23 protein-coding genes are annotated in these 25,076 nt (G+C 71.8%); 8 read left to right on the forward strand and 15 right to left on the reverse strand.

Annotated elements, in window-relative coordinates:
* Positions 1–3 precede the first annotated feature (3 nt).
* Genes ABD295_RS07480 through ABD295_RS07490 form a run of 3 tightly spaced genes read right to left on the reverse strand, consistent with a single transcriptional unit; the run spans position 4 to position 2,470 of the window.
* A complete protein-coding gene (locus ABD295_RS07480) occupies positions 4–468 on the reverse strand; it encodes an acyl-CoA thioesterase (protein WP_344303051.1) in 465 nt (154 codons plus the stop codon).
* Entirely contained in the window at positions 458–1,582 is a 1,125-nt protein-coding gene (locus ABD295_RS07485; RefSeq protein WP_344303052.1) for an alcohol dehydrogenase catalytic domain-containing protein, read from the reverse strand. The genes ABD295_RS07480 and ABD295_RS07485 overlap by 11 nt, the downstream gene beginning before the upstream one ends.
* Positions 1,583–1,588: 6 nt before the next feature.
* A complete protein-coding gene (locus ABD295_RS07490) occupies positions 1,589–2,470 on the reverse strand; it encodes an NAD(P)-dependent oxidoreductase (protein WP_344303053.1) in 882 nt (293 codons plus the stop codon).
* Positions 2,471–2,548: 78 nt separating this feature from the next.
* Between ABD295_RS07490 and ABD295_RS07495 the strand changes: the two genes are divergently transcribed.
* Positions 2,549–2,842: a hypothetical protein gene (locus ABD295_RS07495; protein ID WP_344303054.1), complete on the forward strand. Its 294-nt coding sequence runs from the start codon at positions 2,549–2,551 to the stop codon at positions 2,840–2,842.
* Here ABD295_RS07495 and ABD295_RS07500 read toward each other — a convergent pair.
* Genes ABD295_RS07500 through ABD295_RS07510 form a run of 3 tightly spaced genes read right to left on the reverse strand, consistent with a single transcriptional unit; the run spans position 2,820 to position 6,780 of the window.
* Positions 2,820–4,103: a glycosyltransferase family protein gene (locus ABD295_RS07500; protein ID WP_344303055.1), complete on the reverse strand. Its 1,284-nt coding sequence runs from the start codon at positions 4,101–4,103 to the stop codon at positions 2,820–2,822. The genes ABD295_RS07495 and ABD295_RS07500 overlap by 23 nt on opposite strands.
* Entirely contained in the window at positions 4,100–5,452 is a 1,353-nt protein-coding gene (locus ABD295_RS07505; protein ID WP_344303056.1) for a glutamate ligase domain-containing protein, read from the reverse strand. The genes ABD295_RS07500 and ABD295_RS07505 overlap by 4 nt, the downstream gene beginning before the upstream one ends.
* Positions 5,449–6,780 carry a glutamate ligase domain-containing protein gene (locus ABD295_RS07510; RefSeq protein WP_344303057.1) on the reverse strand — a complete coding sequence of 444 codons (1,332 nt, stop codon included), beginning with the start codon at positions 6,778–6,780 and terminating at the stop codon, positions 5,449–5,451. Before ABD295_RS07510 ends, ABD295_RS07505 begins: the two co-directional genes overlap by 4 nt.
* A gap of 197 nt (positions 6,781–6,977) precedes the next feature.
* Between ABD295_RS07510 and ABD295_RS07515 the strand changes: the two genes are divergently transcribed.
* Positions 6,978–7,373 carry an alpha/beta fold hydrolase gene (locus ABD295_RS07515; RefSeq protein ID WP_344303058.1) on the forward strand — a complete coding sequence of 132 codons (396 nt, stop codon included), beginning with the start codon at positions 6,978–6,980 and terminating at the stop codon, positions 7,371–7,373.
* A gap of 9 nt (positions 7,374–7,382) precedes the next feature.
* Positions 7,383–9,134, forward strand: a complete 1,752-nt coding sequence (locus tag ABD295_RS07520; protein WP_344303059.1) for a DEAD/DEAH box helicase — start codon at positions 7,383–7,385, stop codon at positions 9,132–9,134.
* Between the two features lie 23 nt (positions 9,135–9,157).
* Here the strand turns inward: ABD295_RS07520 and ABD295_RS07525 are convergent, their stop codons facing one another.
* The 3 genes from ABD295_RS07525 to ABD295_RS07535 all read right to left on the reverse strand — a co-directional run bounded on the left by ABD295_RS07525 (position 9,158) and on the right by ABD295_RS07535 (position 10,679).
* Positions 9,158–9,544: a hypothetical protein gene (locus ABD295_RS07525; RefSeq protein ID WP_344303060.1), complete on the reverse strand. Its 387-nt coding sequence runs from the start codon at positions 9,542–9,544 to the stop codon at positions 9,158–9,160.
* A 124-nt stretch (positions 9,545–9,668) separates the two neighbouring features.
* Complete coding sequence (locus ABD295_RS07530) at positions 9,669–10,151, reverse strand: DUF421 domain-containing protein (protein ID WP_344303061.1); 483 nt, start codon at positions 10,149–10,151, stop codon at positions 9,669–9,671.
* Between the two features lie 12 nt (positions 10,152–10,163).
* The gene (locus ABD295_RS07535; RefSeq protein WP_344303062.1) at positions 10,164–10,679 is read right to left on the reverse strand and encodes a hypothetical protein; all 516 of its coding nucleotides are present in this window, start codon (positions 10,677–10,679) and stop codon (positions 10,164–10,166) included.
* A 154-nt stretch (positions 10,680–10,833) separates the two neighbouring features.
* Here ABD295_RS07535 and ABD295_RS07540 point away from each other — a divergent pair, with 154 nt between their 5' ends.
* Positions 10,834–11,142: an STAS domain-containing protein gene (locus ABD295_RS07540; RefSeq protein WP_344303063.1), complete on the forward strand. Its 309-nt coding sequence runs from the start codon at positions 10,834–10,836 to the stop codon at positions 11,140–11,142.
* Positions 11,143–11,155: 13 nt separating this feature from the next.
* Here ABD295_RS07540 and ABD295_RS07545 read toward each other — a convergent pair whose 3' ends face one another.
* The gene (locus tag ABD295_RS07545; RefSeq protein ID WP_344303064.1) at positions 11,156–14,533 is read right to left on the reverse strand and encodes a SpoIIE family protein phosphatase; all 3,378 of its coding nucleotides are present in this window, start codon (positions 14,531–14,533) and stop codon (positions 11,156–11,158) included.
* Positions 14,534–14,643: 110 nt separating this feature from the next.
* Here ABD295_RS07545 and ABD295_RS07550 point away from each other — a divergent pair, with 110 nt between their 5' ends.
* The gene (locus ABD295_RS07550; protein ID WP_344303065.1) at positions 14,644–16,602 is read left to right on the forward strand and encodes a PAS domain S-box protein; all 1,959 of its coding nucleotides are present in this window, start codon (positions 14,644–14,646) and stop codon (positions 16,600–16,602) included.
* Position 16,603: 1 nt separating this feature from the next.
* Positions 16,604–17,347, forward strand: coding sequence for a response regulator (locus ABD295_RS07555; RefSeq protein WP_344303066.1), 744 nt, complete (start codon positions 16,604–16,606; stop codon positions 17,345–17,347).
* A 31-nt stretch (positions 17,348–17,378) separates the two neighbouring features.
* Here ABD295_RS07555 and ABD295_RS07560 read toward each other — a convergent pair whose 3' ends face one another.
* Positions 17,379–18,923: a SpoIIE family protein phosphatase gene (locus ABD295_RS07560; RefSeq protein WP_344303067.1), complete on the reverse strand. Its 1,545-nt coding sequence runs from the start codon at positions 18,921–18,923 to the stop codon at positions 17,379–17,381.
* A gap of 251 nt (positions 18,924–19,174) precedes the next feature.
* Here ABD295_RS07560 and ABD295_RS07565 point away from each other — a divergent pair, with 251 nt between their 5' ends.
* Together ABD295_RS07565 and ABD295_RS07570 are read left to right on the forward strand one after the other, a co-directional pair.
* Positions 19,175–19,972 (forward strand): sigma-70 family RNA polymerase sigma factor, encoded by a 798-nt coding sequence (locus ABD295_RS07565; RefSeq protein ID WP_344303068.1) that lies wholly within the window; start codon positions 19,175–19,177, stop codon positions 19,970–19,972.
* Between the two features lie 129 nt (positions 19,973–20,101).
* Positions 20,102–21,073, forward strand: coding sequence for a serine/threonine-protein kinase (locus ABD295_RS07570; protein ID WP_344303069.1), 972 nt, complete (start codon positions 20,102–20,104; stop codon positions 21,071–21,073).
* 37 nt (positions 21,074–21,110) lie between these two features.
* On the opposite strand, the gene ABD295_RS07575 is transcribed toward ABD295_RS07570, so the two are convergent.
* The 4 genes from ABD295_RS07575 to ABD295_RS07590 are packed head-to-tail and all read right to left on the reverse strand — an operon-like array spanning position 21,111 to position 25,070.
* Entirely contained in the window at positions 21,111–22,391 is a 1,281-nt protein-coding gene (locus tag ABD295_RS07575) for a hydroxymethylglutaryl-CoA reductase, degradative (RefSeq protein ID WP_344303070.1), read from the reverse strand.
* Positions 22,388–23,194 carry an enoyl-CoA hydratase/isomerase family protein gene (locus ABD295_RS07580; protein WP_344303071.1) on the reverse strand — a complete coding sequence of 269 codons (807 nt, stop codon included), beginning with the start codon at positions 23,192–23,194 and terminating at the stop codon, positions 22,388–22,390. The genes ABD295_RS07575 and ABD295_RS07580 overlap by 4 nt, the downstream gene beginning before the upstream one ends.
* Positions 23,191–24,450: a CaiB/BaiF CoA transferase family protein gene (locus ABD295_RS07585; protein ID WP_344303072.1), complete on the reverse strand. Its 1,260-nt coding sequence runs from the start codon at positions 24,448–24,450 to the stop codon at positions 23,191–23,193. The genes ABD295_RS07580 and ABD295_RS07585 overlap by 4 nt, the downstream gene beginning before the upstream one ends.
* Positions 24,447–25,070: an FMN-binding negative transcriptional regulator gene (locus ABD295_RS07590; protein WP_344303073.1), complete on the reverse strand. Its 624-nt coding sequence runs from the start codon at positions 25,068–25,070 to the stop codon at positions 24,447–24,449. The genes ABD295_RS07585 and ABD295_RS07590 overlap by 4 nt, the downstream gene beginning before the upstream one ends.
* Positions 25,071–25,076: the final 6 nt, after the last annotated feature.

Consider the following 25,076-nt stretch of genomic DNA (forward strand, 5'->3'; position numbering starts at 1 on the left):
GGATCAGACAACCGGTTTGGCTGCGGACGCGAAGAGGTCGCGCAGCGGCGACGGGATCGACGCGGGGCGGCGCGACCCGACGTCGACGTAGACGTGCACCCACCGCCCCTTCGCCGCCAACGGACCCGCCTCCTCGGGGGACGAGCCGTGCAGGCGGGCGAAGAGCCCGAGCCCGTAGGTGACGCTGCTGGTGCCGAGCCGCTCGACGCGGAGGCCGACGAGGATGTCGTCGGGATAGTGCAGCTCGTCGTAGTAGGAGCACCCCGACTCCGCGACGACGCCGATGACCCCGAGCTCGTCGCGCGAGCGCGGCACCGACTCGGCGATCCACGCGTTGATGACGGAGTCGAAGAGCTGGTAGTGGACGGCGTTGTTGAGGTGGCCGTAGGAGTCGTTGTCTCCCCACCTCGTCGAGACCAGGCGGGTCACCGGGAAGTCAGCCGGACGCAGGTCGCGCTCATCGCTCACAGGGTGCTCCTCCGGGCAGCAGGATCTGGCGGACACCGCGTCCGGCCGCCAGGTCGTCCAGGGCGATCCCGAGGTCCGCCAGCCCGATCCTGCCCGACACCAGCGCCTCCACAGCCAGACGGCCGGCCCGCCAGCGCTCGACGTAGCGCGGGATGTCGCGAGACGGCACCGACGACCCGAGGTAGCTGCCGACGATCGACCGTCCCTGGGCGACCAGGTCCAGCGGCGAGACCGACGCGCGGGCGTCCGGGTGTGGGAGCCCCACTGTCACCAGGCGGCCTCCAGGACCGGTCAGGGCCAGGCCGGTCTCGAACGCAGCGGCGCTGCCGGCCGCCTCGACCACGACGTCCGCCTGAACGCCGGCCGCGACGGCCTCGTCGGGCGAGTACGCCGCGTGCGCACCGAGGTCCAGCGCCCGCTCACGCTTGGCAGGCACGGGGTCGATCCCGACCACCCGCACGTCGGTCTCGCCGAGCGCGACGATCACGGCGGCCATGCCGACCCCGCCCAGGCCGACGACGGCGAGGGTGTCTCCCGGACCGGGCCGGCCGGCGTTGAGCACCGCTCCGCCGCCGGTGAGGACGGCGCAGCCGAGGAGGGCGGCGACCTCGGCGGGCACGTCGTCGGGCACGGGCACGACGGAGCGCCGGTCGACGACGGCGTGCGAGGCGAAGGCCGAGACCCCCAGGTGGTGATGGACCTCCCTGCCCTGGCGGGTCAGCCGTCGCTCTCCGGAGAGCAGCGTCCCGGCGGCGTTGCTGGCGCTGCCCTCGGAGCACGGGACCAGGCCGTCGCTGGCGCAGGCGCGACACCGGCCGCAACGCGGGAGGAACGTCATGGTCACCCGCTGGCCCACCTCCAGGTCCGGCACCCGCGACCCGGCCAGCTCCACCACACCTGCGGCCTCGTGACCGAGCAGCATCGGGACCGGGCGGGGCCGCGCACCGTCGACGACGGAGAGGTCGGAGTGGCACAGGCCCGCTGCCTCGATGCGGACCAGCACCTCCTCGGGCCCGGGCCCGGCCAGCTCGAGCTCGCTGATCGTGAGCGGCCGGGAATCGGCGTACGGCGCGGGCCGGCCGACCTCCTCGAGCACGGCGCCGACGATCCGCACGGGGTGTCAGTCTCCGAGCGAGCGGTAGACCGCCGCCATGTCGCGGTCGCCGAGGTCCTGGCCGGCGGCCGCCTCGAACTGCTCGAGGATCACCGGCAGGAGGCGAGGCTCGAAGTCGGTGGCCGCCGCTGCCTCCAGCATCAGCCCGATGTCCTTGACCACGCCGTCGACGGTGAACGACGGCGGGAACTCCCCGGCCAGCATCATCGCGCCCTTCACCTGGACGTACGGCGCGTCCAGCGCGCCGCCCTTGAGCGCGTCGAGCAGCAGCTGCGGGTCGAGACCGAGCGCCCTGGTGAACGCCAGGGACTCGGCCACTCCCTCGATGACCGTGGCGACCCAGCTGTTGACGGCGAGCTTGAGCCTGCTGCCGGAGACGGCCGGCCCGACCCACATCGTGCGGGCCGCGATGGCCTGGCAGACCGGCAGCACGCGCTCGGCGAGGTCGGAGTCGCCCGAGCCGAGCACGGTGAGCGTGCCGTCCTCGGCGGGCTTCTTGGTGCCCAGTACGGGCGCGTCGACGTACCGCACGCCCAGCTCGTCGGCGAGCTCTTCGAGCGCGATCGCACCGGCGACGCCCACCGTGGCGCTCTGCATCCACACGACGCTCGCGGGGTCGTCCGGCAGACCGTCGGCCGCGGCGCGCATGGTCTCCTCGACGCTGGCCGCGTCGTGGAGCACCGTCACGACGACGGAGGCCCCGGTCACCGCCTCGGCCGGTGTGTCGCACACCTCGGCGACGTCGGCCAGCGCTTCCGCCGTCTCGCGGGTGCGGTTCCACACCCGGACGGGCATCCCGGCGGCGGCGATGTTGCGCGCCATCGCGGCGCCCATCGTGCCGGTACCGAGCAGGGCGACGCTAGGGCTCTCGCTGGAGGTCTCAGCCATGTCCCGAACCTAGCGGGCTGGTGGCACGCGCCCCTACGCTCCCGCGCAGGGTCCCCGCCGGGGACGAAGGAGGAGTCCATGGGCAGCCCCCGACGCATCGTCGCTGTCATCGTGCTGCTGGTCGCCGGCGTCCTCAGCCTGCCGGTGGTCGCGTTCTTCTTCGACGGGGAGGGCAGCGAGAACTGGATCGTCCCCGTGCAGCTGCTGGTGATGGCCGTGCTGGGGGCCTTCGTGGGCCGCGCGCTGGGTCTCGGTGGCGACCATGCGTCACGGACCCGCGACACCGTCGCCGGCGTCGTCACCGGACTGGTCTGCGCAGTCCTGGGCGTGGTGCTGTTCTTCCTGCTCCTCAGCGGATTCGACGGAGCCTGAACCTTCCGGTCGAGGCCGACGAGAGCTGCTCGAGGCGCTCCTGAGCCTGGTCGCGTTCCCGGACCGCCTGCTTCAACCGCTTGGCGGTGCGCTGGCGCCGCTCGCGAGCCTGGTCGCGTTGGCCGCGCACGAGGTCCAGCTCCTTCTCGAGATCGGACACGTGGACGCGTCGTACCTCGAGCTCGTCGAGGAAGTGCTGTCGCTCCGCCAGTGCTTCTGCGAGAGCCCGCTCCAAGGAAGCGGCGCGCCACTCGCTCCTCAGCAGGCGGTCCTCCAGCGAGAACCGGTCAGCCGTCAGCTGTGCCACCGTGCTGGCGTCCCGTGCCGCCGCTCGCCCCTCCTCGGGGACGTCGGCCGCGGCGGTGTACACCTCCACCAGCCGCGCGGCGTGGTGCTGGGCCAGGTGGTGGCGACTCACCAGCTTCCGCCCGAGGGTTCCCAGCGCGGCGTCGTACTGGCCGAGGAGGCGGACGAGGTCGGGCTCGGCTCGTGGTGCCTCGATGCCGGTGAAGCCGTCCGCCTCGATCGCCAGGTACGACGCGTCGGTGACCCAGCCTGCGTTGAAGGCCTCGTCCATGACCAGCACCGGTCTGGCCGCCGCCATCGCCTCGAGGGCGGTCCGGCCCATCCCGATGACGAGATCCGCTGCGAACATCGAGTGGCGGGCGTCGGCTTCGTCGCTGTCCGGACCGCCGACCCAGCTGAACTCGATCCCGAGCTCGGCACACGCGGCGGCCAGGCGGGCGGGCAGGGTGATCATCCGCCGCGAGACCGCCACGGCGCGGCGCGGCACCTCGGACACCGGGCTCCTGGCCCCGTCCCCGAACGACACCGACACCGGCTGGGTGAGCCGGTGCACCGGGACCCCGGCCCCGGCCGCGTGGGCACGCACCCGGCGTAGGGTCAGGTCGTTGAAGACGACGTGTGCGGCTGCGGCCAGCTCGACCACAGGGTCCTCGAGGGAGTTGACCAGCCACGAGTGGCACACGAACACCAGGGGCGTGCGCGGCAGCCGCGTCCTCACCAACCCGACGGCGCTCGCGTGCTGCCCGTGGATGACGTCGATGTCGACGGGGACGTCCCCGACGTCGTCGTGCACGGTGAAGCCGCCGGCGCGCAGGCTCTCGGCCATCGCACCGCACGAGGGCGAGTAGAAGCACACCTCGTGACCGAGCTTGCGAAGCTCGGTCGACACCGTCTCGAGATAGCTCTCGGAGCCTCCCCGCGCGTGCAGCGCGTGGTTGGTCATCAGGATCTTCATCGAGCGGCTCCCGCCACGAGACCCTCGGCCATCTCCCGGGCGGAGTGGATCTGGGCGAAGAAGACGATCACGTCGCCCGGCTCCGAGAGACGGCAGGCGACGGCGGCTGCGTCGTCCCGGTCCCTCGCCAGGACCGGCTCCACGCGGCAGGACTTCACCCAGCCCTCGTCGAAGGGTCGGCCGGCGTCGTAGTCGGCGTGGAAGACCGCAGGAGCGAGCACCACCCGGTCGGCGTGGCCGAGTGCCCGCGCATAGCGCCGGCCCCACCGCGACAGGTACGGCCCGTAGGGCTCGAGGACCGCCGTGATCCGCGCGGAGGGATAGTGCGCACGCAGGGCCCGGATGCCCTCGCGCACCGCGATGGGGTGCTTCCCCCCGAAGTCGTCGAAGACGTGCACGCCGCCGGGCGAACCGAGATGTTGCAGACGCCGCGACATCGCGCCGATGTCTCCCAGTCCCGCGGCCGCTGCTGCGGGCTCTGCCCCTAGCGCCAATGCGGACACGAAGGCGAGGGCGGCGTTGACGTTCGTCCGCGGGCCGAGCAGGCGAACGACGGCGCGCTCGCGCTCGCCGCCCGGTCCGTTCAGGTCGAGCACGGTCTCCCCCGCGCGGGCCGAGACCGTCCTGCCCCGGAAGTCGCGGCCGTAGGTCCACACCGGAGCCTCGGCGACGGCGGCCAGCGCGGCGGCGCGCGGCGAAGGCCCGAGCACCACCCGGTCGCGGGCCTTCGCGACGTACTCGCCAACCCCCTGCACCGCCGCCCGCAACGAGATGTCGAGATGGGGGTGGTCCTCGTCGAGGTTGGTCACGACCGCGACGTCGGTGGTCACCCGTGCCAGCGACAGGTCCGAGTCGTCGACCTCGGCCACCACCGGGCCCGACCCCAGCCGGGCCATGCCGTCGAAGTCGTGCACGAGGATGCCGAGCACGGCCAGGGGGTCGAGACCGGCCCGCGCCAGCGCTCCGGTGGTGAGGGTGGCGACCGTGCCCTTCCCGTGGCTACCGGTCACGCCGAGGGACGGGCGCGCGGAGAGCACCCGCGCCAGGAGGTCGGACCGGTGCCAGCAACGGGCACCGACGGCTGCCATCTCCGGGAGGTCGGACGTGGCGACCGAGGTCGCGACGTGCGTGGTGCCTTCGTGCACGTGGGAGACGTCGTGGTCGCGTGCGTAGGTGATGCCGGCAGAGACCAGGAAGTCGTGGATCTCGGCGACTCCGGCGCGGTCGCACCCGTCGACCTCGGCGCCGAGGTGGCGCGCCGCGACCGCGAGGGGCGCCATGCCGCGACCGGCGATCCCCAGGAGGTGGAACCGCTCGCCTGCCAGAGGGCCTGGTGCCGTTCCCTTCATGAGACGTCCCCGACGGCACTGTGCGCCATGACCGCCGAGGCGGACGCCTGGGCGAAGAAGACCACCACGTCACCGGGCCGGCTGCCGTCCATGGCTGCCTGCACCGCCTCGTCGTGCCCGGCCACCAGGTGCGTCTCGATGGGGCATCGTTCGAGCCAGCCGAGCCCGACGTCCCGGCCGTCACGGTAGTGGGGGTTGCGGCCGACGGGGAGGATCAGCGCCCGGTCGGCACCCCCGAGGGCACGGGCGTAGCGGTGCGCCCAGTGCGCATGACCGGCCGAGAAGGGCTCGAGCACCGCGGTGATCCGGGCCTCCGGGAAGTGCTGGCGCAGGGAGCGGAGGCCCTCCCTGACCGCGTTGGGGTGCACGCCTCCGAAGTCGTCGAACACCTCGACGCCGTCGCGGCTGCCGACCCGCTCCATCCGCCGGGTGAGCTCGGTGACCTCGGACAGGCCCTTGGCGGCCGCCTCCGGCTCAGCGCCGAGGGAGCAGGCCGTCGCGAAGGCGAGGGCGGCGTTCACGGGCAGCTGGGGCGAGTAGAGATGCAGTGTCGCCTGCTCGCGAACGCCGCCAGGCAGACGCAGCTCCAGCCTGGTCGCCCCCGCCGCCACCGACAGGGTGCGTGCCCCGAAGTCACGGCCGTAGCGCCACACCGGCACCTGTGCCCTCGAGGCCAGCTCAGCAGCGCGCGGGGAGGGCCCGAGGACGACGCGCTCACGGGCGTTCGCGACGTAGGTCCCGACTCCGTGGACGGCCTCGCGAAGCCTGATGCCCAGCCAGGGATGGTCGTCGTTGAGGTTGGTCACGACGGCGACGTCGCAGGCGACCCCCACCAGCGACAGGTCGGAGTTGTCGACCTCGGCCACGATCGGCCCGCTGCCCAGCCGGGCCATGCCGCCGAGGTCGGGGACAGGGGTGCCCACCAGGGCGAGCGGGTCCAGCCCGGCGGCAGTCGCCGCCGCGGTGGCCAGGGCCGCCACGGTTCCCTTGCCATGGCTTCCCGTCACCCCGGCCGACCGTCGTGTCGCCAGCACCGCGGCCAGCAGGTCGGTGCGTCGCCAGTGCCGCCCCGCGGCGATCGCTGCCGCCACCTCGGGCTCGTCGGTCGGTGCGATGGACGTGCTGACCAGGGTGGTCCCTGCCTCGAGGTGGTCGGGTGAGTGGCCGACGAGCGGAAAAAGCCCCTGCGCCTCCAGGAACGCCTTGTTCTCCGGCGCGCCCGCGCTGTCGCACCCGGTCACCTCGGCACCCAGGTGCCGCGCGAGGACGGCCAGCGGTGCGAGGCCGCGCCCGGCCATGCCGAGCAGGTGCAGGCGCGCTCCCGCCAACGCAGGGCTGTCGGGACGTGGGGCAGGCTGGGTAAGAGGGCAGGAAAGGTCGGCGTAGTGCGGATGGGGGCTATCCACAGACGGAAGGATGGCAGAACCTTCAACTATTTCGCGCCCACCCTTAAGTAGGTGCCTCTGGCAGCATCGAAGCGTGACGACTCCCACCGCGAGCCTGCTGAGCGAGGAGTGGTCCTGGCGTGGTCGACGGGTGCGCTGGGGGCCGCTGGGGGTCAGGGCCGGATGTCGAGGACGCCGACCATCCCGTCTCCCTCGACGTGCAGGGTCAGCTGTACGCCGGGCGCGGCCCGGACGGCCAGCCGGCGTTCTACCGCCAGGTCGCGCAGGCGAGCCAGGAGCACACCGACGAGATCGAGCCTGCCTATGCCGGCCTCGACCTGCCGGTGCTGATCGTCTGGGGCACCGACGACTCCTGGATCCCCGTCGACCGCGCGCAGCAGCTGGCGCACACCATCCCGGGTGCCCAGCTGCGCCTGGTGACCGGCGCCGGAGACCTCGTCCAGCTGGACCAGCCGATCGCGCTGGCCACGATCCTGGCCAACTGGCTTTCGTCCCAGAGGCCTCCGAACCCCTAACGTAGATAGGTGCCCGATTCCCCTGATGCCACGCCCGACACGCCGGAGCAGCCGGCGCTGACCTTCGCCGGGCTGGGACTCGACGATCGCGTCCTCGACGCCGTCGAGGCGGTCGGCTACGAGACCCCCTCGCCGATCCAGGCCGCGACCATCCCGACGATGCTCGAGGGGCGCGACGTCGTGGGTCTCGCCCAGACGGGCACCGGCAAGACGGCGGCGTTCGCCCTGCCGATCCTGTCGCGGCTCGACCTGCGGCAGAAGTCGCCCCAGGCGCTGGTGCTGGCCCCGACCCGCGAGCTCGCGCTCCAGGTCTGCGAGGCGTTCGAGAAGTACGCCGCGCACCTCAAGGGCGTGCACGTGCTGCCGGTCTACGGCGGACAGGGCTACGGCGTCCAGCTGAGCGCACTGCGCCGCGGCGTGCACATCGTGGTCGGAACTCCCGGACGGATCATGGACCACCTCGACAAGGGCACGCTGGACCTGTCCGAGCTCCGGTTCCTGGTGCTCGACGAAGCCGACGAGATGCTCAACATGGGCTTCGCCGAGGACGTCGAGACGATCCTGGCGAGCACTCCCGACGAGAAACAGGTCGCGCTCTTCTCCGCCACGATGCCGGCCCAGATCCGGCGGCTCTCGGCGAAGTACCTCCACGACCCCGCCGAGATCACGGTCAAGAACAAGACCGCGACGGCCGCCAACATCACCCAGCGCTACCTGATGGTGTCCTACCCCCAGAAGGTCGACGCGCTCACCCGCATCCTCGAGGTCGAGAACTTCGAGGGGATGATCGTCTTCGTCCGGACCAAGAACGAGACCGAGACTCTGGCCGAGAAGCTGCGTGCCCGAGGCTTCTCGGCGACGGCGATCAACGGCGACATCGTGCAGGCCCAGCGTGAGAAGACCATCGACCAGCTCAAGCAGGGCAAGCTCGACATCCTGGTCGCCACCGACGTCGCTGCGCGCGGCCTCGACGTCGACCGGATCAGCCACGTCGTCAACTACGACATCCCGACAGATCCGGAGTCCTACGTCCACCGCACCGGCCGGACCGGTCGCGCGGGCCGGAGCGGGGACGCGATCTCCTTCGTGACACCCCGCGAGCGCTACCTCCTGCGGTCCATCGAGAAGACCACCCGGCAGCCGTTGACCGAGATGTCCCTGCCCTCGGTCGAGGACGTCAACGCCACCCGGCTGACGCGGTTCGACGACGCCATCACCAGTGCCCTCGCCGACACCCAGAGGGTGTCGTTCTTCCGCGACGTGGTCTCCCACTACGTCGCCGAGCACAACGTGCCCGAGGTCGACGTGGCCGCCGCTCTGGCCGCGGTGATGCAGGGCGACACCCCGCTGCTCCTCGAGCCTGAGCCGGAGCGCCCGGCCCGGGCAGACCGCGGTCGTCCTCGCAACGAGGGGGGAGGTCGGCCGGAGCGCGAGTCGCGCGGCGAGCGCCGGCCGCGCGGCGACGGGTCGCCGATGGCGACCTACAGGATCGCCGTGGGCAAACGTCACAAGGTGGAGCCCCGCCAGATCGTCGGAGCCCTCGCCAACGAGGGCGGGCTGAGCCGCTCCGACTTCGGGCACATCTCCATCAGGCCGGACTTCTCGTTGGTGGAGCTCCCTGCCCAGCTGCCGCCGGGCACCGAGGAGGCGCTGGCCAGCACGCGGATCAGCGGAAGGCTGATCGGGCTGCGCCGCGACACCGGCCCCGCGCGCACGAACCGCCCCCAGGGCAAGTGGGACGGCAAGAAGGGCCGAGCCTAGGCACTGCCCTGCCTGCCCTGACCTCAGCTGGCGCGGCGCGCTGCGGCGAGCCACTGCGCCGACAGGCGCAGAGAGCGGACCGCGACAGCCTCGACGACGTCACCGTCGACGGAGAGCTGGGTGCCGGGCTCGAAGCTGACCGCGTCGTCGAGATCCTTGCGCAGGCCCTGGATCTCGGTCGCCACGTCGGGCAGGAGCGTGCGAGCGGCCACCTGGGCGGCCTCGAGCGCCTCGTCGAGCTGCCACAGCCAGTCGGTCCAGGCCTGCGGGACCGCGTCCAGGGGGGTGAGTGGCTCCAGGTCGGCGGCGTGCACGGAGAGTGCCCGCACCTTGGCCAGGGCGAGGCGGAGAGGGCCCTCGTGGCCGGTCACCTGATCGGCGACGGCCGGACCGCCCTCGGCACCCTCCACGAGGATCGACCGTACGCCATGCGTGCACGTCTTGGCGCCTGACACCCCCGAGGTCTGGACTTCCGGCCGACCGCCAGGCGAGCCCGCCTGACCTTCGTCGTGAGAAGGCCACCCCAGGTCGCCGTCAGCCGACCTCGGAGGTGCTGGGGGCGCCGCTCGATTCCTCGTCCTGGCGGGTGAAGAACGACACCTTGCCGTCGGCCTCCAGGACGGCGAGGTCGACGTCCCCGAGCCGCCGGATGCCCTGCTGCCGAGCCGCGGCCATGAGGTCGGTGTCGGACAGCCTCTGGCGTCGGCACTCGCGGTCGAGGATCGCGCCGTCCCGGACGATGACCACCGCAGTGCCGTTGATCAGGCCGCGAGCGCGCGGGAAGCGCCACTGCAGCCAGGACAAGAGGATCGTGAGCAGCGCGAACACGCTCACGGCGAGCAGCCCGCCGGTCACCGAGAAGTCCTGCTGGGTCACCGCTTGCTGGACGAGGTCCCCCATCGTCACGTAGAGCAGCAGCTCGAACGTGCTCAGCTCTCCGAGCGTCGCGCGGCCGGTCACCCTCGTCAGGCCCCACAGGAACACGAACACGACGACGGCACGAACGACGATCTCCACGATGCCTCCTGCTCAGGGCGACAGCCGGGTGCGGTACTGCACCTCGACCAGCGGGTCCGGGTGTTCCGGTGACTCCACGACGGCGACGGTGGCCGCCGCACCGCGCTGGCTCGACGGCTGCACGTAGGCGTCGTACGACACCACGAAGGTGTCACCCTGCGGCGCGGTGAAGGTGAGGTAGAGCATCGTCGCGTCACGCGTGGAGTCGCTGGGCTCGGGGTGGAAGCCCTGCGTCTCGAAGAGCTCGAAGTAGTCGCCGGAGACGGCGATGGTGAGCTCCTTCGCGAACCCCTGGTCGTTGTGCACGGTGACCTCCCACGGGGTGTCGAGACCGCCGCGAGCGATCTCCGGGTAGCGCACGGAGAGGTCGTAGCCGCTCTCGCTGGCACTCACTTCACCCGTGCGCACCCCCAGGAACCCGAACAGCGCCGCAGCGACGACCAGGACGAGCACGACGGTCGCCGCTCGGCGGATCCAGAAGGCACGCACCTGGGTGGTGTCGTCGAGGTCCTGCAGGGTCGAGTCCACCACTCCAGGTACCCGAAATCAGGAGGGCCGATGTCGCAGCCGGTGATCGGTCGCACCCGTGGAAGGACCGGAACATTCACCCCAAGGGAGGTAGTTTGGCCGCCGAGGGTCGGCGAGCGTGCACTGCGGCTCGCCGCGTGATAAGTCTCTGGCCGTGGACTTCCGCCCGCTCGCGTTGCAGTACGACGCCGACAGCTCCACCCTCGCGGTGGCCGGGTCCGTCGACGAGAGCTCGGGAACCCTGTTGCGGGCCGCGCTCGAGAAGTACTCGGACGGCTACTCGAACGACCTCGTCGTCGATCTGGGCGACATCGACTTCCTCCCCAGCCTCGGGATCGGGGTCCTCGCGGTGGCCATGCGCACGGCGAACGAGCGGGGTGCCTCGATCGAGCTCGTCGCCGTCGAGGGGACCGTCGCCCAGCGGGTGCTCGCGATCAGCGGCATGCCGCACCGCCTCCGCTGACGGGCTCCCCCCCTCACCCGTCGGAGGCATCGGACCAGCGCGCTGCGAGCACGGCCACGTCGTCGTCCGGCCCTTCGGGCAGGCACACCCGGACCAGTGCGGCGGGCACGTCGGCCAGCGGGAGCTCTCGGTGCTCCCCCAAGACATTCGCGAGGCGGGTGATCCCGGTGTCGGGGTCCTGGTCGCGTCGCTCGACCAGACCGTCGGTGTAGAGCAGCAGGACGTCGTCGGGTCCGAGCGAGGTGGTCGCCCAGGACGGTCGGACCCGGCCGAGCCCGAGAGGCGGCTGTGCGTCCTCCCCCAGGCGATCTGCCGTCCCGTCGGGGCGGGCCACCAGTGGCGGGACGTGGCCGGCGTTCGCCAGCTCGACCGTGCCGGCTGCCGGGTCGAGGACGGCGTAGGCGCAGGTGATGATCTGGTCGGGAAACAGGTCGCACACCAGGCTGTCCACGGACGTGAGCAGCTCGGCGGGGGGCAGGCCCAACAGCGCGTAGGCGCGCATCGCCGACCGGACCTGCCCCATCACGGCGGCGGCCCGGACCCCCCGCCCCATCACGTCGCCCACCGCCAGGGCGACGCGGCCGGCCCCGAGCGGGATGACGTCGAACCAGTCGCCCCCCACCTGGGTGCCCGCGACGCCGGCGCGGTAGTACGTCGCCACCTCGAGGCCCGGCAGCTCGTAGGCCTCCTGCGGGAGCAGGTTGCGCTGCAGCTCGTCGGCGATCTCGTGCTCACGGGCGGCGACCTCCGCGGTCGCGTGCGCGAGCGCGAGCGACTCGGCGGTCTGGCGGGCCGAGGTGATGTCCTGCAGCGAGCCGCGGAGCTCCAGCCTGCCCTCGTGGGTCACGCGGGCGGTGCCGCGCACGCTGGCGATCAGCTCGGACCCGTCGGGCCGCAGGAGCCGCGCCTCCAGGCCGAAGTCCTCCCCTGGACGGGCATCAGCGACGACCGCCTGCAGCAGCGGGCGGTCCTCGGGATGGGCGCGCGCGACGAGGAAGGTGCCCGGCTGTCCTTCCAGCTCGTGCAGCTCGCAGTCGAGGACGCGGAGCAGCTCGTCCGACGCCTGGACCCTCCCGCTCTCCGGCTCCACCGACCAGCTGCCCACCCGCGCGAGGCGCTGGGCCTGGTCCAGGAGTGCCTGGCTGCGCTCGAGCTCCTCCCGCGTCCTGCGGGCGCGCTCCAGCTCGAGGTTCGCGTGGATCCGGGCGCGCAGCTCCCGCGCCGTGAACGGTTTGACGAGGTAGTCGTCGGCGCCTGCCTCGAGTCCCTCGCTCGCATCGGCGTTGCCGCCTCGGGCGGAGAGCATCACCACGGGAGTACCGACCGTCCGCGGGTCGTCACGCAGCGCCGCCAGCAGCCCGAACCCGTCGAGCACGGGCATCATCACGTCGGTGAGCACCAGGTCAGGACGCGCCGCGAAGGCCACCTCGAGACCGGCTGCGCCGTCAGCGGCGGTCAGCACGTCGTAGCGGTCCGAGAGCAGGTCGACGACGTAGCGGCGCACGTCGGCGTTGTCGTCGACCACGAGCACGACGGGGCGTTCTGCGGGGATCTCGCCGTCGGCGCCGACCGGCACCGCGGTCACTGTCGGTGGAAGCGGGGTGCTCAGCTGCTCGCTCTCGTTGAGGAATCCTTCGAGCACGTGCTCGGACACGCCACGTCCGGACGTCGCGAGGATGCGGTCGTCCGGGAGGTGCTCTCGCCCGAAGGGGATGCGGAGGGTGAAGGTGCTGCCCTCCCCCAGGACGCTCGTCACGCCGACGTCGCCACCGTGGAGCTTCGCCACCTCGGCGACCAGGGCCAGGCCGATCCCCGAGCCTTCGTGCGTCCGCGACCGCACGTCCCGGACCCGGTGGAAGCGCTCGAACATGTACGTCAGCTGGTCCGGGGCGATACCCGACCCCGTGTCCCGCACGGCCAGCACCGCGCGGTCGCCGACGGCCCGCAGCGTGACGACGACCTCGCCCTCGAGGGTGAACTTTAGGGCGTTGGAGACCAGGTTGAGCAGGGCCTTGCCCCAGAGCTCGGGGTCGACGTGCACCGGCTCGGCGAGCGCGGGGCAGTCGACGACGAGCCGCAGGCCGAGGCGCTCCGCCGACGACTCGAACATGCTGACCAGCTCCCGCGTCAGACGTGCGAGGTCGACCGGCTCGAAGGCGGCGTCGGCACGACCGGACTCCAGCCGGGAGAAGTCGAGCAGCCCGTTCACCAGCTTGAGCATCCGAAGCCCGTTGCGCTGGACGACCTCCAGCCGGTGGCGGTGCGGGGGCGGCAGGGGGACGCTTGCGTCGCCGAGGGCGTCCTCGACCGGGCCGAGCAGCAAGGTCAGCGGCGTGCGGAACTCGTGGCTGATGTTGGTGAAGAAGTCGGTCTTCGCCTGGTCGAGGCGCATCAGGCTGTCGGCCCGCTCCCGCTCCTGCTCGTAGGCGCGGGCATCGCTGATCGCGGCGCCCAGCTGGCCCCCGACCAGCCCGAGGAAGTCGGCGTACCCGTCGTCGAACGGACGGAACGGGTTGAGCCCGACGACCATGAAGCCGTACGGCGCCCCCTGCGCGCCGCGGATCGCCAGCACCGCCGCGCGGTTCGGGGGCGCCGGCCAACCTCCTGCGGGCAGGCCCCAGTGGACCTGGTCGATGCGGTCCACCACCAGGGGCAGGTCCCCGACGCCCGGAGGCGGGGGCCACGGTGACCCCTCGGCGTGCGGATCCAGGACCGCCGGGGCTGCCGGGTGCGGCTCGTGGAAGCCACCGCGTGCCGCCAGCCGGTATCGACCCTCCCCGTCGTCGAGGTAGACCAGGTGGAACGGGACGTCGAGCGAGCTGTCCGCCAGAGCCCGTGAGAACGCCGCGACCGTCTCCTCCTCGGACAGCTGGCTCGACGCCCGGGCGGCGACGTCCCTCAGCGCACCCATCCGTCGTCGGGCGATGACCTCGTCGGTGTCCTCGCTGACCACGCACAACATCCCGGCGACAGAGCCGTCGTCGTCGGCCACCGGGCTGTAGGAGAAGGTGTGATAGGTCTCCTCGCGGTAGCCGTTGCGCTCGAGGAAGAGGAGCAGCTTCTCGTCCCAGGTCGCCGAGCCGGTCGACAACACCCGCTCGACGCGGTGCTCGACGTCGGACCAGACCTCCGACCACACCTCGCTGGCCGGCCTGCCGAGTGCCCATGGGTACTTCGCGCCGAGGGTGTCGCGGCGGTAGGAGTCGTTGCAGAAGAACGTCAGCTCGGGGCCCCATGCCATCCACATCGAGTACCGCGAGCTGAGCACGAGTCGCACGACGGCCTGGAGGCTGCGTGCCCACTGGTCGGGCTCCCCGAGCGGAGTAGCGCTCCAGTCGACGGCCGCGAGGTCGCGGCCGACGCGTCCACCGGAGGCGAAGGTGTCGTGCATGGCGCAGTCCGCATCTCTTTCAGCGCTCGCGCGCGTGGCCGTCGACCCGTGCGCCGATTGTAATCGGGCGCGGCGTATCGGCAGTGCCGTCAGCGTTGTACGTTCCCCGCATGACCCGGCCGCCGACGATCGTCCTCGTGGACGACGCGGTCGAGGTGCGCACCGTGGTGCGCGCGCGGCTACGCCTGTCCGGTGTCCTCGAGGTCGTCGGTGAAGGTTCCTCCGGACATGACGCCATCGCGCTGGCGACGCGGCTGCACCCCGACCTGCTCCTGCTCGACGTGTCGATGCCCGGCATGGACGGCATCGAGGCGCTTCCGGTGGTGCGCGAAGCGGCCCCGGCGACCCGCGTCGTCATGTACAGCGGTTTCGCGGAGGAAGGCCTCGCCGAGCGGACGTTGGAGCTGGGCGCGGCGGCGTACTTCGAGAAGGCGACGTCGCTGGACACGCTGGCCGACGAGCTGGTCGCCGTCCTGCAGCAGCCCAACGTCGAGCGCCACCGCCGGGTCCTCCTGCCGAGCGAGACTGGTCTGCCGGAACCCGCGGAGCCGGTGCTCCGTGAGCACCTCGAGCGCTTCCGCGAGGTCTTCGACGAGGCCACGATCGGGATGGCGACGATGACGCTCTCGGGCCGGGTCGTGCGGGCCAACCGCAGCCTCGCCCGTCTGACGGGGATCGCGGTCTCGTCGTTGCTGGCAGCCTCCTGGGCGCAGCTCAGTGGGGAGGACGCCGGCCTCGCCAAGGCGCTCACGAGGGTGGCCCAGGGCGATCGGGACACCGTGCAGGTCGAGCATGCGATCACCGAGCGGCCGGACCGCCGGCTCATGTCGACCGTCTCGTCGGTGCGGGACGCCCAGGGGCGCCCGCTCTACCTCTTCCTCCAAGTGCAGGACGTCAGCGCCCAGCGCGAGGCGGAGGCGGAGCTCCGACTCAGCAAGGAGCGGTTCCGGCTGCTCGTCGAGGCGGTGCAGGACTACGCGATCTTCATGCTGGACCCCGACGGCCGCATCGCCAGCTGGAACTCCGGCGCCGAGCGCATCAAGGGTTGGACCGAGTCCGAGATCGTCGGGCAGCACTTCCGGATCTTCTACCCCGCGGACAAGCAGGAGGAACGGCACCCGGAGCACGAGCTGGAGCTCGCCCTGCGCGACGGACACTACGAGGAAGAGGGGTGGCGCGTCCGCAAGGACGGCTCGACCTTCTGGGCACACGTCACCATCACCCCCGTGCACGGGCCTGAAGGGCTGGTCGGCTTCGCCAAGGTCACGCGTGACGTCACCGAACGGCTGCGCATCCAGATGGAGAAGGAGAAGTCGGCCGCCGTCCTCGCCGGGCTCAACGAAGAGCTCGAGGCGGCCAACGAGCGGTTGCAGAGCGCGGCGGAGGAACAGTCGGACTTCCTCGCCGCCACGGCTCACGAGCTGCGCTCGCCGGTCAGCGTGCTCGGGGGGTCGGCCGACCTCCTGCACCAGCACTGGTCGGACCTCGGCAGCGGTGAGCAGAACGAGCTGCTCGAGGGGATGGCGTCGAGCGCGACCCGTCTGCGACGGCTGCTGAACGACCTGCTGTCCTCCGTCCGGCTCAGCACGGGCGCCACCGACCTCGACCTGCAATCGGTCGACCTGCGCGTGCTGCTTCCTCAGGTGATCAAGAAGTCGGCTCGCACGCTCGGAGTCGACATCTCACTCGCCGACGGGCCCGACCTCCGAGCTCTCGGCGACGCCGACCGGATCGCGCAGATGGTGGAGAACCTGCTGGCCAACGCGGCGCACCACGGCGAGCCGCCGATACGCGTGGAGATCAGACTCGGTTCCGGACAGGACGACGACGACGCCACCCCGGCGAGCTCGAGGGTCGAGATCGCGGTGCTGGACGCAGGCGGAGGCGTCCCTGAGCACGTTCAGCAACAGCTGTTCCAGAGGTTCGCCACCACCTCGGGCGAAGGCACCGGTCTGGGGCTCTTCATCGTCCGGGGTCTTGCCCGGGCGCACGAGGGCGACGCCTGGTACGACCCCGCGGAGCGCTCGTTCGTCATCTCGCTCAACCTCGCCGCCCGAGACGAGACCTGAGGTGACGACCCCCTCGATCCGCCTGCTCCTCGTGGACGACAGCGCGGAGACCCGCACCCTCGTGCGGGTCGCCGCCCGGGTACGCGGCGGCTTCGAGGTCGTGGGCGAAGCCGAGTCGGGTGCCGAGGCCGTCGCGCTGGCGGTGACCCTGCAGCCGGACGTCGTGATGCTCGACCTCCGACTGCCCGACGCCGATGGCGCGGACGTGCTCACGCGGATGCGTGCTGCGGCGCCCGGGGTGAAGATCGTCGTCTTCTCCGGGGCTGCCACGCGTCACCGGGCCCGAGTAGAGCCGCACGCCGAGGCGTTGCTGGGCAAGGACTCCGGCATCGACCGGTTGCTCGACGTCCTGGCTTGGGTGGCGGGCGCACCGGCCGAGCGACGCGAGCTCGACTTCCCGGGGGACCTGGCGAGCGTCGTCGACGCCCGGCGGTTCGTCCGCGAGGCGCTGATGTCACTGCGTGCCGAGGACGTGCTCGACGCGGCTTACTTGGTCGTCAGCGAGCTCGCCGCCAACGCGGTGATGCACGCGCGCTCCGACTACCGGGTCGTGGTGAGCCGGCACGGCGAGCTCATCCGCGTCGCCGTGAGCGATCGCGGGTCGGGATCGCCGGAGCCGCGGACGTACGACGTCACGTCCGAGTCCGGTCGAGGCCTGCACCTCGTGTCGGCGCTGGCGCACTCCTGGGGTGTGGACTCCAGCCCCGACGACAAGACGGTGTGGGCGGAGCTCGCCCGCTCCTGAGCAGGCCCGACACGCAGCGCGGCGGTCAGCGTCAGCCCGGGAAGTCCTCCGTCAGGCTGCTCGGGGAGCTGGGCGCGCGGTACGGAAGCCGGACCAGGTCGAGCACCTGCTGTGCTGGGGTCCCCCGGGCCGCCACCAGCGTGAGCGACCGGCCGTTGCCCTCCGACGCCTGTTGGGCGTCGAGGATGACCTGGACGGCGATGCTGTCGAGCACGTCGACGTCACTGAGGTCGACCTCGGCATCGCGCGTCGACCCGAGGCTGGCTCGTCCCAGCAGCTGCCGCAGGTCGTCGGCCACGTTGAGGTCGAGCGGACCTGAGAGCGCCAGAGCGCCGCTGCGCACCTCGGCCTTGAGGGCCCGCCGATGGCGGCTCTGGATGAGCGTGGGTGCGGCGTACATGCTGACGGGCCGCTGGGGCGCGAAGACCAGACGCACCGTCGTACCCTCGGGACCCTCGATCAGCTGGAGCTGGTCGGTCAGGAGCCGAGCCAGGTTGAGGCCTCGTCCGCCGTCGACCGGCAGCAGGTCGTGGCTGTCGGTCGGACGCCAGGTCCCGTCATCCTGCACCTCGACCTCGACGGTCGCGTCGTCCGTGACGCGTGCACTCAACCTGACGCGACCGCGGGTGGGCCGGCCGGAGTACGCGTGCTGCACGACGTTTGCCAGCAGCTCCCCTACGGCGTGCTGGAGCGACATCGCGTCGATGGCCGAGAGGACCAGCGGCGCGAGCCACGCGTCGAGCTCGCCCCTAGCGGTGATCAGCGCCTCACCCGTCGCGGGCAGGTCGAGCTGGAGGTCGCCGAGCGGCTCGGGACGCCGCCGTCCGGCCACCAGGGTCAGGTCGTTGCTGTTGGGGTGCCCGTCGATCAGGAGCATCGGAAGGCGGCGGACCAGGGAGTCGACCAGCCCGACTCCGGTCACGTCACGGCACACGTCCGCCGCTGCGGCCAGCGTCACGGTCGCGCTGCCCTGTGCGCGCGCGGCACTCTCCAGAAGTCCGTCGCTGTAGAGCAGAAGGGCCTCGTCCGCAGCCCACGTCGCGGTCAGGGTCGGGAACGATCTACTCCCCCAGCCGAGCGGGCCCGCACCGCTTGGTTCGAGAAAGCGGGGCTCACCACCGGCGGGCACGACGAGAGGCGGGGGGTGTCCAGCCGTGCAATACGTCACCTCGCCCGCCGCCGGGTCGAGCACGGCGACGACGACCGTCGCGGCGCGCGCTTCCGGCAGGCGGGCGGTATAGGCGTCCAGCTCGATCAGCGCGGTCTGCGGGTCGCCGGTGCGCAGCAACGACGCCACGAGGACACTGCGCAGCTGGCTCATCGCCGCGACCGCGGGGAGCCCGGTGCCGGGAGCGTCACCGACGATCGCCGCGACCCGGCCACCGCCGAGTGGCACCGAGTCGAACCAGTCGCCGCCGCGGCGCTTCGGGTCCGCCCCGACCACGCAGGATGCCGCCAGGTCGACTCCGGCGAGGATGGAGAGGCCCTTCGGCAGCATGACGTCGAGCGCCGCCGCCACGAGCGGTGCGTCGCCCTGGGCGTCGTCGCCCGGGGTCGACCCGCCGGCTCGGGCCATGGGGCTGCCTCCCTGGGGAATCGCGTTGCTGCCGTTGGCCACTGAGAATCAGGGACCAGGCTCGGTCATGTTCATTGGGTGCCGTACCCCGGCGGCGCTCACGGTAGCCCGTCGAGCGCGTACGGGCGGGCCCGCTTGCGAAATCCGCCTAGCCGTGACAGTTTCGAGGTGGAGAAGCGACCCCGGTGGCCGCCCCACTCGTGTGTTGGAGCAGTCCTCGGCGCACTTCGACCTCGAACCAAAGGATGACAGTGTCCGGCCAAGCCCACCTACCTGATCGCTACTTCGACAAGCCTCCCGACGGCGAGGTGCGCGCCCAGCTGACCGGTGACCTCCTCGACCAGGCCGACAGGTCCGAGACCACTGACGAGCACGACGACATCCTCGAGGCTGTGGTCCTCGCCAACCGTGGGGTGGCCGAGTCGCTCGCCCGCCGCTACCGCGGCCGCGGCATCGACGACGACGACCTCTCCCAGGTCGCCTACGAGGGGCTGGTGAAGGCCGTCAGCCGCTTCGACCCGCGTCAGGAGCGCGACCTCCTGTCCTACGCAGTGCCGACGATCCGCGGCGAGCTGCAACGCCATTTCCGTGACCACGGGTGGATGGTGCGCCCGACCCGCTCCGTCCAGGAGTCCCAGTGGCGGATCAAGCAGGTGCAGGAGAGCCTCGCGCACTCGCTGGGTCGGCCCCCGTCCCCCGAGGACGTCGTCGCGGAGCTCGGCATCACCCGCCAGCAGTACGACGAGGCGATGGCTGCCTCGGGCTGCTTCCAGCCGACGTCCCTCGACCAGCCCGTAGGTGACGACGAGTCGCCCTCGCTCGGCGCGGTCCTGGCCGACCAGGACGGCGACTTCGACGCCGCCGACGCCCGGGCAGTGCTCGAGCCGCTGCTGCGGCGGCTCACGCCGCGGGAGCGCAGGCTGCTCTACCTGCGGTTCTACGAGGACCGCACCCAGGCAGAGATCGGTGCCGAGATCGGGGTCACCCAGACCCAGGTGTCGCGGCTGCTCAACGACGTGATGGCGTCGTTGCGCGCCCAGCTGGTCTGACGTTGTCGCTCCGCCCGTCCGGGTGGAGCGCAGCACCCGTAGGGTGCCTAGCCTTTGATGCGCCATCAGCGCGCCGCCCCCGCGCGACGGGACGGGCGCAGGAGAGGGACTGATCTTGAAGCCGGACGCGTGAAGCAGCTCGAGCCCGATCTCCGCGTCGCCGACCGCTACGTGCTCCAGCACCGGGTGGCCTCGGGTGGCATGGCCGATGTCTGGGCGGCGATGGACGAGGTGCTGCAACGGCAGGTGGCGCTGAAGGTGATGCGTCCCGATCCAGGCCACGAGCAGGTCTTCGCGCTCCGGTTCCGTGACGAGGCGCTCCACTCCGCCGCGCTGATCCACACCAACATCGCGACGCTGTTCGACTATGGCGAGGACGACGGCATGGCCTTCCTCGTGATGGAGCTCGTCGACGGTCAGCCGCTCTCCCACGTCATCCGTGAGCAAGGACCGCTCCCCGCCGAGCAGGTGCGCTCAGTGCTCGGCCAGTGCGCCCTCGCCCTCGGCGTGGCTCACGAGGCGCACGTCGTCCATCGCGACGTCAAGCCCGCCAACATCCTGGTGCGCGAGGACGGACTGGTGAAGCTCACCGACTTCGGCATCGCCCGCGCGGCCGATGCGTCGGGACACACCCGCGCCGGCGATCTGCTCGGCACCCCGGCGTACATCAGTCCTGAGCAGGCGCTCGGCAAGCCCGCCACCGGTGCGTCCGACCTCTATGCGCTAGGCGTCGTCGGTCACGAGATGCTCAGCGGCGCCAAGCCCTTCGAGAAGCCGACGCCGATCGCCACGGCGCTGAGCCACCTCCACGAGGAGCCGCCGCCGCTGCCCGACGACGTCCCCGAGGACCTCGCGGGCGTGATCGAGCACCTCCTCGCCAAGGATCCGCTGGACCGCCCGGAGAACGCCCGCGCGGTCGCCATCCGCCTCGGCCTCGCCGACCACGAGATCATCGGACTGTCCCTCGGGCTCGCGCAGGCGGTCTACGGCGAGTCCACCCTCGACGAGACGCCGACGCTGGACGAGCCCGGACCGGTCGCGGCCGCCGCTGACCCGACCGCGACCGTGGCGGTCAGCCGCGACCAGCTCTTCGACGGCTGACCGACTCATCGCAGGCCGCGCAGCGAGTCACGAGCGGTCAGTCGAGACCGGCCCGGTGCCGGGCCAGGAGCGCCCCCGCCGCATCTGCCCCGATCGTCTTGGCGTTGACCATCGCCGACGCCACGGCGTCGACCTCCTCGCCGACCGCTCCCGCGGACACCGCGACGTTGCGGGCGTGCAGCGACATGTGGCCACGTTGGATGCCCTCGCTCGCCAGCGCGCGGAGCGCCGCGGCGTTCTGGGCCAGCCCGACGGACACGACGAGGGACGCGAGCTCTGCCGCGGATCGCGCTCCGGTGATCGCGACGTTGGCGCGGGCGACGGGGTGCACCTTCGTCGCACCCCCGACCAGCCCCACGGCCATCGGCAGCTCGAGAGTCCCGACCAGGTGGCCGTCGGCGGTCTTCTCGAACCGCGACAGCGACGAGTAGCGCCCGTCAGGACCGACCGCGTGCGAGTGTGCCCCGGCCTCGACGGCTCGGGTGTCGTTGCCGGTGGCCAGCACGACGGCGGTGACGCCGTTCATGATCCCCTTGTTGTGGGTGGCTGCGCGGTAGGGGTCGGCGACGGCGAACGCCGCAGCGGACACCATGTCGTCGACCACCTGCGGCCCGCCGAGCTGCTCCGCCCCGAAGACGGCGCGCACCCTGGTGACTCGCAGGTCTGCCTTGTTGGTCAGGATCCGGAGCAGGCTCCGGCCGCCCGCGATCTCGGCCACCCGCGCCGCGATCGCCTCGGCCATGGTGTTCACTGCGTTCGCGCCCATCGCGTCGCGCACGTCGACCACGAGGTGCAGCACGACGAACGTCTTCTCCGCGTTGACGGGGACCAGCCGCACGACCACGTCCCGCGCTCCCCCACCGTGCCGCACCAGCGCGGGATCCTGCTCGTCGGCGAGGGCCATCAGCTCCTCCCGCGCCTCCAGCAACCGGACCCGGCCGGCGACCGGGTCGGCCACGTCGAGCACCTGCACCTGAGCCTGCATCAGAGGTGCCGTGGCCGAGCTGACGAAGCCGCCGTGTGGGCGCGCCATCCGGGCCAGGTTGCTCGCCGCCGCGACCACCGAGGCCTCCTCGGTCGCCATCGGGACCAGCACCTCGCGACCGTCGACAACGAAGTTGGTGGCGATGCCGACCGGCACGCCGAGGACGCCGACGACGTTCTCGACCATCCGGTCGGCCTGCTCCAGCCCGAGTCCGTGTGCGGGGTCGAGGACGGCCAGGTCCACTAGGGAGAGACCCGACATCGCCGCAACGTGGGCACGTCGCGCGTCCACGCCCAGGTCCTTGAACCCCGGAATGCGACTGGTCGAACTCATGTCGCCTCCCTAGAGAGTCGACTCTCGAGGTGTGCCCGGCTGGGGAACCGCGCCTGCCGACGGTCACCGAAGGCGGCCAGCCCCTCGGCTGCGTCCGCGCTGGTGAAGGCGCGCTGGCCGAAGGCCGCCTCCGCATGGAAGGCCGCGTCCGCCGGCATGTCGGCGAGGGCGCGCACCGAGGTCTTGACGAGCGACACGGCGGTCCCCGACAGCGCGAGCAGCCGTCGAGCCAGGTCGTACGCCGTCGGGAGGACGTCAGAGGCGGGGACCACGCGGTTCACCAGGCCCACACGCTCGGCGTGCACCGCGTCGATCGGCTCCCCGAGGAGCATCAGCTCCATCGCCGCGGCGTACGGGATCTGGCGGACCAGCCGGGTCAGGGTGCCGCCCGCGGGGACCACGCCGACACCGGTCTCGGGGAGGGCGAAGGTCGCGGTGTCGGAGGCCACTCTCAGGTCGGTCGACAGCATGATCTCGAAGCCGGCTCCGAGGCAGAAGCCGTTGACAGCGCAGATCACCGGCTTGTCCAAGGTGGTGTGCTTCTGGTGGGCACCGTCCCAGAGCGAGATGTCGACGTCGCCCGTCGAGAGCGCGGGGATGGACTCCCCCAGATCGGCCCCGACGCAGAACGCGCGGTCACCCGCACCGGTCAGCACGACGACCCCGACGTCGCGGTCGCGGCTCGCTTCGTCGAACGCCTGGCTGAGCTCCTGGTACATCGTCAGTGTCAGGGCGTTGAGCTTCTCCGGCCGGTTGATGGTCACCAGGGCGATGCCCGCGTCGACCGTCGTCGTGATCGTCACCTGAGCACCCCCCGCTCGCGGAGACCGCGCACCTCGTCTGGACCGAGCCCGCACAGCGCTTCGAGCACCTGCTCGGTGTGCTCGCCCGGCTCGGGCGCGAGCGTCCTGGGGTGGGTCGGTGTCGCGCTGAGCTTCAGCGGTGAGCCCACCATGCGCAGGTCGCCGTACGTCGGGTGGTCGACGCCGACGACCATGTCGCGCGCCTCGATCTGAGGGTCGTGCACCACCTCGGCGATGTCCTTGACGGCGCTGAGCGGGATGTCGTCGCCGGCGAGCTGCTCGAGCTCGGCCTTGGTGCGGTGCGCGAACCAGCGCTCGACGGCCGGCTGGACCACGTCGTCGTAGGCCTCGTCGGAGAACCGCTTGGCCATCGTGTCGACGCGCGGGTCGTCCGCGAGGTCCGGCTCGCCGAAGATCCGGCAGGCCAGCGTCCAGAACTTGTCGGTGTAGCCGCCGAAGAAGACGAAGCCGTCCTTGCACGGGAAGAGCCCGTACGGCCGGACGAAGGGGTGGTCGTTACCGAGCGGCCGGGTGACCTTCCCCTCGACGGTGTACGTGACCACGGCATGCTCGGTCAGGCTCAGCACGGAGTCCTGCTGGGAGATGTCGACGAGCTGGCCGACTCCGGTGCGCTCGGCGTGCCTGAGTGCCGCCAGCGTGCCGACGACGCCGTAGAGCGTCGCCGAGAGGTCGCCGATGATCGTGCCGACCCTGGTGGGTGGCCCGTCGGGGCTGCCGTTCATCGACCACAGGCCACCCGTGGCCTGCGCGCTGTTGTCGTAGGCCGGCTTGCGACGGGAGGGCCCGGTCTGGCCATATCCGGAAAGCGCCGTGTAGACCAGTCGCGGGTTGACCTCGCGCAACACGTCGTACCCCAGACCGAGCCGGTCCATCGTGCCGGCGCGGAAGTTCTCGACCAGCACGTCCGCGCGCGCGACGAGGTCGCGCAGCAGCTGCTTGCCCTCGTCGGTGCCGAGGTCGAGGGTGAGGCCGAGCTTGCCGCGGTTGAACTGGGTGAAGAAGGCGCTGAAGGTCTGGCCGTCGGCCCTGTCGCCGCCCATCATCGGGGGGAACGCCCGCGTGTAGTCGAGCTCCTCCGGGTGCTCGATCTTGACGACCGTGGCGCCCAGGTCGGCGAGGATCATCGAGCAGCAAGGGCCGGCGACCACCCGGGTGATGTCGAGGACGACGACGCCGTCCAGGGCGCCGGACCCGGGCGGGGCGACGAGCGCCCTGAGGTCGGCGGCGGCCGTCATCGTGGGATCCCACCGGCGCGCATCACCGCGGCGAGCAGGGGGTCGCCGTGCACGTCGTCCGGGTCCTCGAGCCCCCGGAGCACCGCCTCGACGTCCTGGGCGGGCTTGTCCTGGCTGAGCTTGGCCTTGGCTACCACCTTCGCCGGGGTCAGCCGGAAGCCCACCACGGCAGGGGCCAGCCGGGCGGCGTACGCCGCCACGTCGGACATCCGGAACGGCACCGGCCGGGCCGACTCGAAGTGGTCGACGGTGCGGTCGAGCACGTCCAGCGTGGCCTCGGCGTCGAGGAGCCGGGGCCGCCCGTGCAGGTGCGCCACGACGTAGTTCCAGGTGGGCACATACGGCCCGCCTGAGTACCAGCTCGCACTGATGTAGCCGTGCCGGCCCTGGACGATGATGACCGCGTCGCAGGCGCCGAGCTCGTGCTCCTCGGCGTCGGTGCGGGCGAGGTGCCCGATGACCTCGACTCCGACGGAGTCGGGAGCGGGCAGCACCGGAAGTGGAGACACCACCAGTCCCGCGGACGTGCTGCTGACCAGGGTCACCCAGGGGTTGCCGGCCACCAGTCGCCGCAGGTCGGCGTCGGTGCCGGGCCAGGCGTACTCGGGTCGGGCGAGCATGGCGGA

The organism is Nocardioides bigeumensis, from assembly GCF_039531755.1.
GTDB classification, from domain to species: Bacteria; Actinomycetota; Actinomycetes; order Propionibacteriales; family Nocardioidaceae; genus Nocardioides; species Nocardioides bigeumensis.